Origin of the sequence: Tamaricihabitans halophyticus, from assembly GCF_004340875.1 — a bacterium.
Lineage (GTDB): Bacteria > Actinomycetota > Actinomycetes > Mycobacteriales > Pseudonocardiaceae > Tamaricihabitans > Tamaricihabitans halophyticus.
Map to the genome: position 1 here is coordinate 1045899 of NZ_SLXQ01000001.1, position 15755 is coordinate 1061653.

The 15755-nt window shown below is 66.6% G+C and carries 17 protein-coding genes; 7 read left to right on the plus strand and 10 right to left on the minus strand.

Annotated features, from left to right (window positions below; all coding sequences use genetic code 11):
- Positions 1-6: 6 nt before the first annotated feature.
- On the minus strand, positions 7-735 hold the full coding sequence (locus EV191_RS05030) for an acyl-ACP--UDP-N-acetylglucosamine O-acyltransferase family protein (protein WP_132875586.1): 729 nt from the start codon (positions 733-735) through the stop codon (positions 7-9).
- Between the two features lie 148 nt (positions 736-883).
- Here EV191_RS05030 and EV191_RS05035 point away from each other — a divergent pair, with 148 nt between their 5' ends.
- The 3 genes from EV191_RS05035 to EV191_RS05045 are packed head-to-tail and all read left to right on the plus strand — an operon-like array spanning position 884 to position 3521.
- Complete coding sequence (locus EV191_RS05035; protein ID WP_132875587.1) at positions 884-1981, plus strand: DegT/DnrJ/EryC1/StrS family aminotransferase; 1098 nt, start codon at positions 884-886, stop codon at positions 1979-1981.
- A gap of 5 nt (positions 1982-1986) precedes the next feature.
- Entirely contained in the window at positions 1987-2952 is a 966-nt protein-coding gene (locus EV191_RS05040) for a Gfo/Idh/MocA family protein (protein ID WP_132876157.1), read from the plus strand.
- A 53-nt stretch (positions 2953-3005) separates the two neighbouring features.
- A complete protein-coding gene (locus EV191_RS05045) occupies positions 3006-3521 on the plus strand; it encodes a hypothetical protein (RefSeq protein WP_132875588.1) in 516 nt (171 codons plus the stop codon).
- 20 nt (positions 3522-3541) lie between these two features.
- Here EV191_RS05045 and EV191_RS05050 read toward each other — a convergent pair whose 3' ends face one another.
- The 4 genes from EV191_RS05050 to EV191_RS05065 form a co-directional block, all read right to left on the minus strand.
- Positions 3542-4240, minus strand: a complete 699-nt coding sequence (locus tag EV191_RS05050) for a DUF3137 domain-containing protein (RefSeq protein WP_132875589.1) — start codon at positions 4238-4240, stop codon at positions 3542-3544.
- Positions 4241-4287: 47 nt separating this feature from the next.
- On the minus strand, positions 4288-4959 hold the full coding sequence (locus EV191_RS05055; protein ID WP_132875590.1) for a type III secretion system chaperone family protein: 672 nt from the start codon (positions 4957-4959) through the stop codon (positions 4288-4290).
- Positions 4960-5023: 64 nt separating this feature from the next.
- Positions 5024-6004: an FG-GAP repeat domain-containing protein gene (locus tag EV191_RS05060; protein WP_132875591.1), complete on the minus strand. Its 981-nt coding sequence runs from the start codon at positions 6002-6004 to the stop codon at positions 5024-5026.
- Between the two features lie 82 nt (positions 6005-6086).
- Complete coding sequence (locus tag EV191_RS05065; protein ID WP_132875592.1) at positions 6087-6917, minus strand: nitroreductase/quinone reductase family protein; 831 nt, start codon at positions 6915-6917, stop codon at positions 6087-6089.
- 337 nt (positions 6918-7254) lie between these two features.
- Here EV191_RS05065 and EV191_RS05070 point away from each other — a divergent pair, with 337 nt between their 5' ends.
- Positions 7255-7563 (plus strand): hypothetical protein, encoded by a 309-nt coding sequence (locus EV191_RS05070; protein ID WP_132875593.1) that lies wholly within the window; start codon positions 7255-7257, stop codon positions 7561-7563.
- The gene (locus tag EV191_RS05075) at positions 7563-9008 is read left to right on the plus strand and encodes a putative T7SS-secreted protein (protein ID WP_132875594.1); all 1446 of its coding nucleotides are present in this window, start codon (positions 7563-7565) and stop codon (positions 9006-9008) included. Before EV191_RS05070 ends, EV191_RS05075 begins: the two co-directional genes overlap by 1 nt.
- Positions 9009-9056: 48 nt before the next feature.
- On the opposite strand, the gene EV191_RS05080 is transcribed toward EV191_RS05075, so the two are convergent.
- Genes EV191_RS05080 through EV191_RS05095 form a run of 4 tightly spaced genes read right to left on the minus strand, consistent with a single transcriptional unit; the run spans position 9057 to position 12752 of the window.
- Positions 9057-10244 carry a glycosyltransferase family 4 protein gene (locus EV191_RS05080; protein WP_132875595.1) on the minus strand — a complete coding sequence of 396 codons (1188 nt, stop codon included), beginning with the start codon at positions 10242-10244 and terminating at the stop codon, positions 9057-9059.
- Positions 10241-10678, minus strand: a complete 438-nt coding sequence (locus EV191_RS30800; protein WP_279388406.1) for an acyltransferase — start codon at positions 10676-10678, stop codon at positions 10241-10243. Before EV191_RS30800 ends, EV191_RS05080 begins: the two co-directional genes overlap by 4 nt.
- Positions 10671-11600, minus strand: a complete 930-nt coding sequence (locus EV191_RS05090) for an NAD-dependent epimerase/dehydratase family protein (protein ID WP_132875597.1) — start codon at positions 11598-11600, stop codon at positions 10671-10673. Before EV191_RS05090 ends, EV191_RS30800 begins: the two co-directional genes overlap by 8 nt.
- A gap of 24 nt (positions 11601-11624) precedes the next feature.
- Complete coding sequence (locus EV191_RS05095; protein ID WP_424565424.1) at positions 11625-12752, minus strand: DegT/DnrJ/EryC1/StrS family aminotransferase; 1128 nt, start codon at positions 12750-12752, stop codon at positions 11625-11627.
- A 207-nt stretch (positions 12753-12959) separates the two neighbouring features.
- Between EV191_RS05095 and lhgO the strand changes: the two genes are divergently transcribed.
- Positions 12960-14141, plus strand: a complete 1182-nt coding sequence (gene lhgO, locus EV191_RS05100) for an L-2-hydroxyglutarate oxidase (RefSeq protein ID WP_132875598.1) — start codon at positions 12960-12962, stop codon at positions 14139-14141.
- Positions 14138-14875 (plus strand): hypothetical protein, encoded by a 738-nt coding sequence (locus EV191_RS05105; protein WP_132875599.1) that lies wholly within the window; start codon positions 14138-14140, stop codon positions 14873-14875. Before lhgO ends, EV191_RS05105 begins: the two co-directional genes overlap by 4 nt.
- Before the next feature lie 40 nt (positions 14876-14915).
- On the opposite strand, the gene EV191_RS05110 is transcribed toward EV191_RS05105, so the two are convergent.
- Positions 14916-15746 carry an alpha/beta fold hydrolase gene (locus EV191_RS05110; protein WP_132875600.1) on the minus strand — a complete coding sequence of 277 codons (831 nt, stop codon included), beginning with the start codon at positions 15744-15746 and terminating at the stop codon, positions 14916-14918.
- Positions 15747-15755: the final 9 nt, after the last annotated feature.

Here is a 15755-nt window from a genome sequence, read left to right on the forward strand (position 1 = left end):
CACCCTTCAGTCGTTCAGCGGCGAGCGTGCCGCCCACTCCACAAGCAGTGTGCCCAACTCTCCCGCATCGCCGGCCAGCTCGGCTTCCGGCCGGGCCTGCTTTCCCTTGAGAAACGGCCCAAGCGCCTCGATCGTTGCCTCATCGCAACCCTTTCGACGCAGGCCAACCTCGTTGATCCCGGACACCCGAGCGGGATTGCCCACGGCGATGGTGAAGGCGCCGACCTCACCGCGCACCGCGGCGCTCATACCAACCATCGCGCCGGGACCGATCCGCCCGTGCTGGTGCACCGTGGTGTTCATCCCGAGGTTCGCGTCCGCCCATACGTGGGTATGCCCGCCGAGCTGTACCGCGCAGGCCAGCGTCACCCGGTCGTCCAACCGGACATCGTGGCCGGTATGGCTGCCGCGCAACAGGTAGCAATCGTGGCCGATCCACGTTTCCCGCCAGGTTCCCTGGTGCACGCTGACGTACTCGCGGATCCGGTTTCGGTTGCCGATGCGTACCCCCGCGCCGTCCTCGGTGGCCGCGCCGGTTGGCGCGTCCGCCCAACCGGCCGGATGCGGGCCGCCGCGGTCCTCGGCTGGCGTGCCAATCGTCACGTGCGGGCCGATCCAGTTGTCGTCGCCGAGCACGACCGGCCCGACGATGACCGTGTATGGCCCGATCACGTTGCCGGTACCCATTTCCACGCCCGCGCCGACTACCGCGGTTGGGTGGATCTGGTTAGTCACGATTACCCCATCGGTTGCGTTTCGTCCGGAATTAGCCGTAAAGCACGGCGCGCACCGAAGGTACGCCCCCGCGCCGTCAGCGGCGCCGCCGCGCCCTCTACTGTGGAAGCTGGTCCACCGAAGTAGTTGCGCGCACCGAAAGGCCAGCATGATTCCGATCACCGTGGTCAATGTCGGCGCCGCCGAACCACTTGTTACCGAGGTGCTCCGCTCCGGCGCGATAGCGCAGGGCAAGATGGTGCGCCGGCTCGAAGAGGGCTTCGCCGAACTGGTCGGCACCCGGCACGCGATCGCGGTGAGCAACGGCACGACGGCGCTCGTCGCCACGTTGCAGGCGCTTGACCTACCGGCCGGGGCCGAGGTGATCACCTCGCCGTTCACCTTCGTCGCCACGCTCAACGCGATCCTGGAAGCCGGCGCCGTCGCCAGGTTCGCGGATATCCGCGAAGACGACTTCTGCGTGGACCCGGATGCCGTCGAGGCAGCGGTAACCGCTCGAACTGGCGCGCTGCTGCCGGTGCACCTGTACGGCCAGACCGCGGATCTTGGCCGGCTGACCGAGCTGGCGGACCGGCACGGCATCGCCTTGGTCGAGGACGCGGCGCAGGCCATTGGCGCGGATTTCGCCGGCCGCCAGGCTGGATCGGTTGGCATCGGCTGTTTCTCGCTGTACGCCACGAAGAACCTGACCACCGCCGAAGGCGGGATGATCACCTGCGACGACGACGAGCTCGCGGACCGGCTGCGCGTGCTGCGCAACCAAGGCATGCGCGGAAAGTACGAGTACGAAACGGTCGGGCACAACTACCGGATGACCGATCTGCACGCCGCGGTGGGCATTCCACAGCTGGCGAGTATCGCCGAGCTGACCACGGCAAGGCGGGCGAACGCCGCGGCGCTTTCCGCAGGGCTCGCCGGCACCCCCGGACTCGCACTGCCGGCGACCTTGCCCGGGCGTGGACACGTCTGGCACCAGTACACGGTGCGGGTTACCCCGGACGCCACAGTGGATCGGGCCGAGCTTGCCGCAAAGCTCGCCGAACGCGGCGTCGGCACCGGGATCTACTACCCGCGGCTTGTCTTCGACTACCCTTGCTACCAAAGGCACCCCCGGGTAATGGCGGAGTCAATGCCGGTTGCCGAGGCAATCGCAAGGCAGGCTCTCTCCCTTCCCGTGCACCCCGCGCTCGACAAGTCTGATGTGGACAAGATTGTGCACGAAGTCCGCGATATCCTCGGAGGTTGACCGGTATGCACCGGATCGCGCTGATCGGCGCCGGTTCAATGGGCGCGCTGCACGCCAGAGTGCTCAGTGCGAGCAGGCGCGCCAAACTGAGCAGGATCATCGATCCGAACCCGACGATCGGTCGAGCACTCGCCGAGGATCACGAGACTCAGTGGACACCAAGTATCGACACGTTGTCTGATGTGGACGCTGTAGTGATCGCATCGCCAACGGAAACTCACTACGAGCTGAGCATGGCGTGCATTCGCGCGGGCCTTCCGATCCTCGTGGAGAAACCGTTGTGCGACAGCCTTGCCGAGTGCACCAAGGTACTCGGCGCGGCCTCGGCCGCTGACGTGCCGATCCTCTGCGGGTTACTCGAACGCTACAACCCGGCGGTGCTGACCGTGCGCTCGCTGGTAACCGACCCGGTGCAGCTGACTGCCCGCCGGCACGGGCCATATGCCCCACGCATCAAAACCGGGGTTGCCTGGGATCTGCTGATCCATGATGTGGATCTGGCGATCCAGTTCTTCGGCGCCGAGCCGGTTCGCACCATCGCGGACACCGGCCAGTTCCACCCGGATTCCCAGCCGGGCGCCGAAGACGCGGTGGAGGCGGTGCTCTCCTTCGCGCCAGGACTTGCCTCGGTCTCCGCCTCGCGGATCGGCCAGCGCAAGGTGCGCACCCTGGCGATCACCGAGCTGGACCGGCTGATCGAGATCGACCTGCTGCGGCGGGATGTCGCGATCTACCGGCACGTCTCGCATGATGCGGAGGTCGGGGACTGGCGCGGTTACCGGCAGCAGACCGTGCTGGAGATCCCCGAGTTGAGCACCGCGCGGGAGCCGCTGGCCACCCAGCTGGACCGGTTCCTGGACATCCTGGACGGCACCGTGGACGCCGACGCCGAGCGTGACTCGATCCTGCCCGCGCATCGCGTGGTCGACGGCCTCCTCGCGGGTGAGCGGAACCCGAACCGCGTTCTTTAAGGTTAGCGCGCTTAAGATGCGCTGACCTGCGACAACAACGAAACGGAGCTGCGATGGCAACGACCATTCCGATCCCGGTGAACTTCCGGTTGCCGGATGGCTGGCAGGCCACCGACCCGGACTCGGTGGGCGCGGCCGGCGCGGCGTTCGTCGCGCTGCATCCGGAATCGCGTACCGACGACTTCACCGCGAACATCACGATCAACGGGGAGTACCGGCCGGATCCCGCGACACTGCATGAGATCGCCGATGAGTCAGTCAACCGACTCACCCAGGTATCCAGCCAGGTAGCGGTCAGCAACCGTACCGAGGTTGGCAGCCCGGAGGCGCCGGGTCTGACCCAGACGTTGCGGATCAACGCCGAATTGCGGGGCAGTATGCGGGAACTGCTGCAATCCCAGGTGTTGCTGGCCATCAAGGACATCCACAGCCCGGACCGCCGAGTCGTGCTAGAGCTGGGTTTCACCGCGACGCCCACACAGGCGCAACAGCTGATCGAGGACTTCCAGACGTTCGTTTCCTCGGTTCAACCGGTGCGAAGCGAAGGCCCGGCGCCGGACAACAGCTGACGGCGGGTACGGCCCTGCCGTCAGTACTGTCGCCAGACGAAATCCGGCACCTGATCCGCGATATCGCACAGGTAGTTGACGCCGTACTCGATCTCGTGCCCGGTCAACGCACCAAGCTCCCAGCCGATGAGTTCACCACCTTCGAACCGAAACGGGATCCGCTGCGCTCGCGAATCGGCGAGTAGCCACTGCATCATCCGCGGATGCAACACATCGAAGGCGAACCGGGGGCTCGCGGACAGCACGGTAAAGCTCTCGTTGAACTGGGTGCTCTCCAGTTCCACCTGCTCGCCGCCACGAAACAGCCCGGCCAGCGAGTTCGCTCGGCTCACTTGCAGCTCCGGTCGATGCGCCGGAGTAGGGATGACCCAGACCTTGAAATGCACCAACGGTTTGAGCCCGTAGGTGTCCTGGGGCTGCCGGTAACTGAACTGGAAACAGCAGAACCAGCGACCCCGATACTGGCCGGTGACCACATGTTGCGCGGTGCGCCGGTTCGGCAATGCCAGGTCGAACGGATCACCCTTGGCGAATCGGGCCAGCAGCGTGGGGTCGACCGGCGCGTACCGCCAGCCGTGGTAATGAACAAGTTGCTGGATTGCCATCGCGGCCACCTGGTGGCGACGCCGCAAGGATCGCTTGGCGAGCTGGCGCACCGCCAACAGGACACCCACAAGGCCAAGCAGGAAGAGCGTCGATACCAGCAGAGCCCACACCATGACACGCCCCAAGTCCGAAGCCCCAGTCCGAAGACTCAGTCCGAAAACTACTTCCAGACGAACTCGGGTACCCGCTCGACGAACTCGCAGAGGTAGTCGAGGCGCGGCTGCATCCACTCCAGATCGAACTTGCCGCGTTCCCAGGTCACCAGTCCGCCGTTTTCGAACCGGACCGGGGTTTCCGGCGCGCGCGGGTCGTGCAACATCCACTCCATCGTCCGTGGATGCAGTACGTCGTAGGCGAACTTGTCGTTCTCCGTCTTGATCTTGAACGCCTTGTTGAACTCCACGCTCTCCAGCTGCAGGTCACGCACCCCGACGAAGTCGAGCATCTTGCTGCCCCAGCCTTCCTTGCTGATCTCCAAGGTTGGCCGGGTGGCCGGGGTGCTTACCGAGGCGATGCGGAAGTAATAAGTCTGCGTGCGCCTGTTCGAACCACTGCCGCTGGTGACCTTGTAGGTGTACTCGTAGCAGCAGAACGGCTTGCCCCGGTGCTGACCGCTGAACACGTGCCGGGCACGCCGGGAATGCCCCCTGCTGTTGAACGGCGAGCCGCGAAAACGGCCGAGCACGCTGCTGTCCTTCGGGCGGTACTGCCAGCCGCGTTGCTGCGCAACCTGGGTGAAGTGGGCGATCTTCTTCTTGTTGTGCTGCCACTGCCAGACCATGTAGCCGGCCAGCAGGACACCGCCGATCACGTAAAAGACCCACGTATCCATGACGCGCTTCGAACCTCCCCCTCGTCGGGCGAACCGCATTTCTTAGGGATATTGCGGTCAGAGGTTAGTTCAGTAGCTCGCCGCCTTGCCATTCGGCGCGCACCTCGACGGGTTTGCCCAGCGTAGCCGCGGGGTTGGCGGCATCGAAGGAGCCGGAATGCGGGTACACGTACAGCTTGCCGTCCCGACTACCGAGGATGTCCGGGTTGCCGTCGTTGGTGACATCGCTAACCGAAATCGCATCGAGCAGATCCCAGCCGTAGCCGATGGTGAACGTCTTGCCCTGCTCACCATGGGTGAAGGAGAACAGCTCGAGCTCGCCGTTCGGGCGTTTGGCCAGCACGTCCAGCACGCCGTCGCCGGTGAGATCCGCGACGATCTGCTGCACGTCGTCCTCCGGACCACTGATCAGCAACACCGGCTCCTTGAACGTCGCGGTGCCGTTCAGTTCCCTGGTGTGCTCGTAGACGTAGGTGTCTCCGGTGCCCTTGCGGTGCGCGACCATATCGTCGTAGCCGTCGCCGTTCAGGTCGGCGGTGGTGATCAGATCGGTGGTGTTCCAGCCGTGGCCGAGCACTTCCGGTTCGCCGAGCGTGTCCTGCCCGGCGAACTCACCGGTGTGCGGGTACCAGCGCAGCGTGCCTTCCTGGTCAACGGCGAGCGCGTCGGCGAACCCATCCGCGTTCAGATCGCCCTGCCCGACCCAGCGCTGTGTTCCCCAGCCGTTGGCGATGGTGGCCGGATCGCGGTAGGTCTGCTTGCCGTCGAACGTGCCGCTGTGCGGGTAGACCCGCAGTGCACCCGCATCGTTCCGAGTGAGCATATCGGTGATCTGATCGCCGGTGAAATCGCCGCCGCGCCCTCCGGACGGCGCCGCCTTCGCCTCGGCCCGCGGGCTCGGCTGGTAGTGCGCGACTCGCTCGGCCGAGCTGGTCGTACCCGGTTCGGCGCCGGCCAAGCCTGGCACGACCAGTCCGGGCACGACCAGCGGCGCTGCCAGCGCACAGATCCCGCCGAGCACCCCGCATACCCGCCGTATTCGCATCCCGTCACTCCCGAGGTAGCCAGTTGCCGCCGTTCGTCAGGCTTTCACGGCTGCCGGCCGAATCGCATCACTCGGACGAGCGTCAGCCGTCCAACAGTGGGATCAGCTGTTCTTCCTCGTAACGCAGGTGCTCGTGCAGCTCGGCGGCGAGCCGATCCACCTCGCCGAGCACCTGGGCGCGCTCGGGACCGTCCGCCATGATCACCCGCTGCAGCTCGTCCAGGAGTTTCGCGATGACCTCGTGTTCCGCGCGTAGTCGCGCCAGGGTCGGTTCGAGTTCCGGGAAGCGCACCGCCAGGTTGGGGAACATCCCGGCGTCCTCGGCGGTGTGGTGAAATTCCAGTCCCTTGCACAGGTTCAGGCAGTTCACCCGTAGTTGGGCGCCGATCCCCGGCCCAGAACGCGCGACCTCCGCACGGACCAACTCGATTTCCCTGCGGAACACGTCGTGGATGCCACGCAGCATCTCGCCGAAGGATCCGCCACTGACCGGTGGGCCCGCATGTACCGGATCGAGCGCGACAACCGGGATGGCGCGGTTGGTGTTGGCCTGATACTCCGCCCAGCCCGGATCGGCCTCGACCGCACGGGCGAACAGCCGGTCCCGTTCGGCGCCGGTAACTTCGACCGCGTTCGCCTGGTAGCTATACAGTCCGGTTTCGACGGTCACCTGCGGGTTGGCGAGTACATTGTGGAACCAGTCGGGATGGTTCGGCGCGCCACCCGCCGAGCCGATCACCAGTACGCGGTCGTTCTCGTCCGGCAGGTAGCCGAGTGGTGTGGTGTGCTTGCCACCCGTACGTGCGCCGGTGGTGGTGAGTAGCAGCAGCCGAGCGCCTTCGAAGGGGCCGCCGACGCGACCCTTGTTGGCGCGGAACTCATCGATGATCTGTTGGTTAAAGTCAATTGCCATAAACATTCCTCCTTTTTGGACAGCACAGGGTGACCCTGGTCAGGGCAGGAAACAGCCGCGTTCGAGCGCAGGAAAGCGCGACGCGTCGAAGGGTGAAACGGGGAGAACTTGATGGATGGGCGGGCCTCTGGCCCGCCGGAGGCTCACGGCTGGGCCGGGAACCTTACTCGCTCATGCCTATTGGCAGACCCGGCAGTCACGGAACCGACAGTAATCGACGGGCAGGGTCGAGGCAAGGTGCACGGCACCGTCACACCGATCCCAACCAAGCGGGAACCGCCGGTACATCTGGCGCGTCTATGTCACAATAGGTGCGAGCGAGAGGCGAAGGACTCCAATGACCAAGTTCGACGTCCAGACCGGGGAGCTGCTTGGCGCGGCCTCCGGGATCAGCGAAGCCGTCAGCCCGATGGAGGGGTTCGACCTGTCCGGAGCGTGCGCCGACGGCGCCGCCTTCGGCGAGGGCGAGGTACACGGCGCGCTCACGGGGCTGTGCCGCGATATGCAGAACGCCGCCCGGTCGATGACGGCGGACGCGGCCACGGCCGGCACGATGTTGCAGCTCACCGCGCGCAAGTACGCGGCGGCCGACGATGCGGCCGAGGGCTGGATTCAGCGCGCGCCGAGCAGCGAGGGAGGCAACTGATGGCCGCCGAACTCGGGCAGTCGGAGAACCCGAAGGATCTCGTTCCCGGCGAGCCGGCCGGGGTGCAACAGCAGGGAAGCCAGCTGGCGCAGCGGGGCGCACAGGTCAGCGCGGTCGGCTCGGCGCTTGGCCAGGTGAAAGTGGCTGGCTGGGAGGGCGCGGCCGCGCAGGCGTTCAACGGCAAGTTCGCCGAGGAACCGCCGAAGTGGTCGAAAGCCGGCGAAGCGCTGACCAACGCAAGCAAGGTCGTCAACGAGTTCGGCGGCGTGCTCGAATGGGCGCAGGGCCAGGCCGCGGAGGCCATCGAGTTGTGGCGCCAGGGCGAGGCGGCGACCGCGAAGGCCAAGGCGGACCACGCCGCCGCGGTCGCGAAGAACCTGGTGCTGAGCACACTCGGCGATCCTCGGGCGAAGGCGGTCCCGCCGTTCAACGACCCGGGCGAAGCGCTGCGGCAGCAAGCAAGGGAACTACTCGAGCGGGCGCGTGCCCAGCTCGCCGAGGCGGACGCCGCGACCAGCTCCGCGCTGAGCGGGCTGCGCGAGCAGGCAAGCAACGTACCCGGCTGGGTCGCCGGAGTGGGCCAGTTCCTGCAGGACGCGGCTGGCAAGGCCGGCGATGGGCTGGGCGAACTCCGCGATATGTTCGGCAACTTCCTCAGCGGCCTCTTCGATGGCGGCGGCCCGAGCCCCGATGAGCCGCCGAAACCGTTCGACTGGCGCCTGGAATGGCCGAAGCTTGGTTGGGGCGAACTCCCGAACGGCGCTGGCGGTATCAAGCTCGACTCACTCGGCGAGGTCCATCTTGGACCCTTCAGCGTGGCCGTGCCAGACCTCGTGCTGGGTGGAAAGATAGACGAGAACGGCGGAGGATTCGGGCTGTTCGGCGAGTCCCGGCCGCGTGAATTCGATCTCGGCTTTGGCCCCATCGAGCGCAAGACCAACTACTTCTTGGGTGGCGAAGCTGGACTCAGCAAACCGACCTGGGGCATCGACCACACCGGCGCGGTCAGCATGGGAGCTGGGGCGAATGCCTTCGCCGGCGGCAAGATCAGCGAAGACCTGAAGTACCAGTTCGGCGAGGACGGTCTCAACGCGGGCCTGACTGGGGAAGTCCGCTACGGCATCGGCATTGACGCCCACGCTGGATTGCACAAGGGGCCGGACGGTAAGTACGAGATCGGCCTTGGTTTCAAGGGCGCTCTTGGCTTCGGCGGTGGGGTCAGCGGGAACATCACGTTGAGCGAAGAGCAGAGCGAATGGGTCGAGAAGACCGCCAAGGAAGCCGCGGACACCTTCGAGAAAACCGGCGAGTGGATCGGGGACAGGAAAGACGAAGCTGGCGAGTGGGTCGGGAACAAGAAGGAGCAGGCCGAGGATGCCGTCGAGTCCACCAAGGACAAGATCGGCGAGGTCGGCGAGAAGATCGGTGAGAAGCTACCCTGGTAACCCCGCTAACCTCAAAGAACGCGGTCACGCTCCGTGGCCGCAATATTCCTAGAGATTGCGGTTGGCGAGGTCGTGCAGCACGGTGAGGTGCTTGGCCAGCACGGCTTCCATGGTGAAGTTGGCGTCCACCAGCGCGGAACCCGCGGCCGCCAGCTCGGCGGAGGCTGGCGGATCGGTCAACACCTCGATCAGCCGCGCGGCGAGCGCGCTCGCCGAACCCTGCGGCACCAGATGCACGTTGCTCCGGTCCACCAGCTTGATGTCCAGGAAGTTGTCCGCACGCACCGCGGCGACCACCGGCACCCCGGCCGCCATGCTCTCCAAACTCGCCGTACCGAAGCCATAGCCCTGCAACTCGTGGCTTTCCACCGCCGCCGCCGCGAGGTAGTGCGGGATATCCCGCTTCGGCACGGCACCCGTGGTCAGCACCGAATCCCGCACGCCCAGCTCGCGAGCCCGCCGCAGGAACGCGTCGAAGTACACCCCGCCGACGACGACCAGCTTCGCCTTCGGCACGGACCGCAACACCTCGGGCATCGCTTCGACGAGCGCCATCCGGTCACGCAGCGGTATCACGTGCCCGGTGGAAAGGATCACCGGCTCGGAACCGAGCCCGTGCCGCGCACGAACAAGCGCCGCGTCCCCGCCGCGCACCCATTCCGGGTGCACCCCAACCGGAATAGGCACCATGCCGGCGATGCCGCCGCGATACTTGCGTTCGATGTAGTCCCGCATCTGCACGTCCATCACCACGAACGTCGGTTTACAGCGGCGCATGAACGGCGCGACCACAAACCGGTCCAGCACGTTGAACACCTGCTGGTACAGCTTGCGCGGGCTTTGCAGTCTGGTGTGGACACTGAGCAGCATCGGCACATCGTTCTTGCGGGCCCACAGCCCGCTCGCCCAGGTCAGGTCGAAGAACTGGCCATGCGCGTGGATGACGTCCGGGCGGAAATCATCGAGCAGCTTGCGCACCCGGCGCGGCAGGCTTGGCCGCGCGGTAAAGGGGATGTCGAAGTTCACCGCGAGCCGGGTCTCCGGCATCCGGAACGCCGGCAATCGGACGACCCGGACACCGTCCGCATCCTCGTCGGCCGGCGCCTCGGCATGCCGCGCGGTGAGCACAAGCACCTCGTGCCCTTCCGCCGCGTACCCCTTCGCGAGCGATTCGGACAGGTGTGCACTGCCGCCAACCCTGGGCGGGTAGAAGTTGTTCACCACGGCGATTCTCACGCCGAACCCCCATAATCAATGGTTCCATCGTCCCGCACCGTCCCGATTGGACGCGCTGGAACACCCGCTACCGCGGTACTCGCCGGCACATCGTGAGTAACCACGGCACCGGCGCCGATCACCGCGGAATCGCCGATCGTGACGCCCATCAACACCACCGCGTTCGCCCCGAAGAACACATGGTCGCCGATCCACACCGGCGCGCGGTCCACCTGCGGGTAACGCTGCCCGGTCACGCACCTGCGCACCGTGTTGTGCGTGTAGATCTGCACGCCACAGGAGAGATCGCAGCCAGCGCCGATCCGCAGTCCACCGGAACCGTCGACCACCGTGAACGCGCCGATCCAGGTCCCCGCGCCGATTTCCGGCTCGCCGGTGATCCACGCGTGCGCGTTGTATGGATTCGCGGGCAACCCGCGAGCCGACTCAGCCACTGGCACGCACCAGGTCGGTCATACCTTGCTCCACGGTGATCTCCGGAACCCAGCCAAGTACCTCGCGAGCCCGGGAGATATCCGCCGCCCTGCGGGAAACCAGCACATCGCGCGGGTTGAACGTGGGTTGCACGTCCACGCCGACCGCATCGATCAGGATCTTGGCCAGCGTCGCGATCGAGGTGTCCACCCCGGTGCCGATGTTGATCGGCAGGTTGGCCTGTTCCGACTCGAGCGCACACACCACGGAGCGAGCCAGATCGTGCACATGCACGAAGTCCATCGACTGCTCGCCCTTGCCGTCGATCACCGGCGGCAGGCCAGCCCGCAGGCGCTCGATGAAGTGGTTGATCACCGAGGTGTAGTAGGCCTCGATCTTCTGGCCGGGCCCGTAAACATTGAAGAACCGCAGCGCGTTCCAGGACAGTCCACTGTGTCGCTGGTAGAAACCGAGCAGGTCCTCCCCGGCACGTTTACTGATGCAGTACGGGGTGAGCGGGCGCAGCTGATCGTCCTCGTGCATGGGCAGCCGTTCCGGCTCGCCGTACACCGAGGCGGAGGAGGCGAACACCAGCCGCTGGACGCCCTCGTCAGCGGCCGCGGCGAACACGTTGTGGTTGCCCGTCATGTTGATGTCGATCGATTCATGCGGGTCCGCGATGGACTTGTTGATCGACACGGTGGCGAAATGGATCACGTGCGTGCAGCCGGTCATCGCGGAGCGCACCGCCCCGCCGTAGCGCACATCGCGCTCGACCAGTTCCACCTTGCCGGTTTGCTCCCATTCCGCGACGCGCTCGCGGTCCCCGCGCGTCATGTTGTCCAGGATGCGTACCCGGTAATCACGTTCAAGCAACAGCGGGATTACATGCCCGGCAATGAATCCAGCACCGCCGGTGAACAATACCGTCTTAACGGACATGAGTCTCCCTTGTGGACAATCTGACTAGGACAGTTCATGGACGACGTCGTGCAAGGTCCGCACGACCTTCGTCACCTCGTCATCGGTGAGGTTCGCATGCATGGGGATGGCAAGGCTGCGCCGGAACAGATCGGCGGAGACCGGGCAGTCCGCCGCGCTGCCGTACACCGGTTGCAGATGCGAGGCGTAGGTGCCGAAGTTGCACTGCACGCCGCGTTCCCGCAGGCCGAGCGCGACCCGGTCACGGCTCACCGCTGGTTCGATCAGCACCAGATAGGACTGCCACGGGTGGGTCCGGTCCGCGGGCACCTGGGGCGTGCGCACCTCGGCGAGATCGGCCAGCTCGCTGGTGTAGCGAGCGGCGACCCTTTGCCGCGCGGCGAGCAGGTCGGGCAGCCGGTCCAGCTGCGCGGTCATGATCGCGGCGTGCACATCGGACATCCGGTAGTTGTAACCGAGCTCGGCGAAGCTCGGGATGGGCAGCTCGGCGGCGCCCTCCCTGCTGATCGCCGGCTCGATACCGTAGCTGTGCAGTTTGCGTACCCGCGCCATGAAGCGCGCATCGTCCGAAGTGATCGCGCCGCCCTCACCCGAAGTGATGCCCTTGCGGCCGTGGAAGCTGAAGGTGGCCACATCGGCAAGGCTGCCGGCCGACGCGTTCCGGTAGCTGGCGCCCGCCGCGCAGGCCGCGTCCTCGACCAGGAAAAGTCCGTTGGCCTCGGCAATGGACCGTAGCTCGGCGTAGTCGGCCGGTAGTCCCGCGACGTCCACGGCGATGATCCCGGTGGTCCGCGGGGTGATCGCGGCGCGCACGGCTGCCGGGTCGACGGTGCCGGTCCCGGGCAGCACGTCGGCGAATACCGGGGTGGCACCGACCCAGCGCACCGCGTGCCCGGTGGCCGGGAAGGTGAAGTCCGCGACGATCACCTCATCGCCAGGGCGCACGCCGAGGCCGAGCAGCGCGAGGTGCAAGGCGGCGCCGCAACTGCTGGTGGTCAGCGCCGCAGCCGTACCGGCGACGCTGGCGAATCGCTGTTCGAACCGCTGGCAGGTGGGCCCGGCGCCGGCAAGCCATCCGGAGGCGAAGACCTCCGCGACGGCCGCGAGCTCCGCCTCACCCACGGTGGGCTGACCCAGTACGACCTCGGACACGACACTCCTACCAGACGGCACTCCCAGCAGACTGCGACTTCCGCGCAACCTCGCTGCGCACAACGGGTCACCAGCGGAAAGGCAGTTCCGAGTCTAGCCGTCCCGGATCCCCACCCAGCGCCGGCAGGGTTGCCCCGAGCGCGCACTTGCCAGGGATATTGCCCGTATTGCCCCGTTCACCCGGTCTTGCCAGCTAGGCTGGGCGGCGTGCGGGAAACGATCGTGATCGGCGGCGGCATCCTCGGGCTCGCGGTGGCGCGCGAACTGTCCGCCCGCGGCCAGCAAGTCACCGTCCTGGAGAAGGAGCCGCACTGGGCGGGGCATCAGACCGGCAACAACTCCAATGTGGTGCACGCCGGGCTGTACTACCCGCCTGGCTCGCTGAAAGCCCGAATGTCCGTAGCTGGCAATAGATCCATTGTGGACTACGCGCGGGCACAGCGGGTACCGGTCGAGGTATGCGGCAAGCTGGTCGCGGCGACGCACACCGATGAACTCCCCGCCCTGCACGCGCTGGCCGAACGCGCCGAGGCGAACGGGGTTCCCGCCAAACTGATCGGCCCCGCACAGGCTCGCGAGTACGAACCGGAGCTCGCCTGCGTCGCCGCGTTGCGCGTGGAGACCACCGCGATCATCGACTTCCCCGGGATCTGCCAGGCACTCGTCGATGAACTTGCCGAGGCGGGCGTCGAGCTTCGGTTGAACACGCCGGCGCGCGGTATCCGCAAGCGCGGCACGCGGATCGAGGTGGCCACCGGCGACACCGTGCTGCACGCCGATTACCTGGTGAACTGCGCCGGCCTGTACGCCGACCGGATCGCGCGGATGGCTGGTATGCGGCCGAGCGCGCGGATCGTGCCTTTCCGCGGCGAGTACTACGAACTGCGGCCGGCCGCCCGTGGCCTGGTGCGCGGGCTGATCTACCCGGTGCCCGATCCGAGCCTGCCGTTTCTTGGCGTGCACCTCACCCGGATGGTGGACGGCAGTGTGCACGCCGGGCCGAACGCCGTGCTCGCGCTGCATCGCGAGGGGTACCGCTGGTCGGATTTCTCCGCGCGCGATGTGGCCGAGGTGGCCAGGTTCCCTGGGATCTGGCGGCTCGCGCGCAAGTACGCGTACCCGACGGGGTTGGACGAGGTTCGCCGTTCGCTGTCCAGGAGGCGGTTCGCGGCCAGCCTCGCCAGGCTGGTTCCGGCGATCGGACCGGCCGATATCCAGCGGCACGGTGCCGGCGTGCGGGCGCAGGCGATGCGGGCGGACGGCTCGCTGGTGCAGGACTTTCTGATCGATACCGCACCCGGTCAGGTGCATCTGCTCAGCGCTCCCTCGCCGGCCGCGACCAGCGCGTTGGAGATCGCCAAGTACGTCGCGGATCAGGTCGGCGAGTGATCGGCAGCAAGTACGCGCGGCGGGTGGTGCACCCAGGGCGGTTCGTGGTCGGCGCGATCTGTCAGTGGTTCGGCATCCTGTTCACCGGCGCGTTCATCGTCGCGGTGATCGACCAGTTCAGCACCGCCTCGGATGCCGAGGACTGGGGTGTCGCACTGGTGATCGCCGTCGTGGCGCTGCCGCTACCCAGCGCACTGCTCGTGTTCGGCACGGTGCTGCTGCGTCGCCGACCGCTGGCGACGCTCGCCTGGGAACCGCTTGTCGGTCAGGGCCCGCTGCCCGCGGAGGCGTGGTCGGAACTGCCCGACCCGCTGGATGGCCGGCCGCCGGCGGAGCGGCACTGTCCGTTGCCGCCAGTTCCGGTTCCGCCGGATGCCTTGCAGCGACAGATCATCCTGGTGCGCACCGAACTGAACTGGCTGCAGCACAACAACAAGCAGCGACACGCGCTCGGGGTTGGTCGGCCGATCGCGGCGGGGTTGCTTGTGGTGCCAGCGTTGCTGTTCACCATCCTCGGCCTGGTCATGGCGTTCGACGGGGACAGTGCCAGTAGCACCACGCTGAACTGGGGACTTTCGTTGGTGATGCTCGAACTGGGGCTGGTGATGCTCACCGCCACCGGGAAACTGATCGTCGCGATGACCAACCCGTTCCGGCGGGCCAGGCAGCTACGTGCGCTGGAATCGCAGCTACTCAGCAAGCAGTACGGCCGCTACGTCCCACCGCGCGTCTGACCGCAAGATCCCTAAAGATTGCGGTTACGGGCGGTGATGGCTACGCGGTCTCGGCCAGGAAGGCGCGGATCTTCGCGGCCAGCGCCACCGGCTGATCAAGCGGGATCAGCGTGTAGCTGTCTGGAATCTCGGCGAACCGCCCCTTCGGCAGCAACGCGGCAAGTCGGCGCCCGGTGTCCACCGGCATCATCCGGTCCTCGGCAGCCCAGACGACCAACGCCGGGCGCGGGAACGAACGCAACCCCTCCGCCGCGGTCAACATCGCCGTCCGCCGCACGTTACGCAAGTATCGGACCAGGTCCCGGCGAATCGCGGGCTGCCGCAGCACGGGACGCAGCCAGGAACGCGCCATATCTCTCGGCACGCCACGCTTGGTCATCACACCCCAGGCAATCGGTAGCCGCTGCACGGCTCGAAAACGCAAACCCTGAAATGTCAGGAAGACCCCACCGGGAATCTTGCCGGCCAGTCCGATGAGCTTGCCAGGCAGCCCCGGCGGGTAGTTCTCCAACGCCTCGCAGGAGGCCACCACCAATCGGCCAATCCGGTCCGGTCGATTCGCGGCGAGAGTTTGCGCGTGTCCACCGTCGTTTTCCACCAGAGTCACATCGGTCAGCTCCAGCTTTTTCAGGAACTCGCCAATCAGCATGGCCACCGAATACGGACTCAACGGCACGTCCGGGCGCATCGAATAACGGTGTGAGCCATACGGCACGGTGGGCGCGAGCACCCGGAAACCGGCCAACTCCGGAATCACCGCACGCCACAGCTCGGCGTTCTGCCCGAGCCCATGCAGCAACACGATCACCGGCCCGGTACCACCGGTGTCCTGGTATTCGATCCGACCGGCGGACAGTTCGATCTCCGGCATAGCGCACGC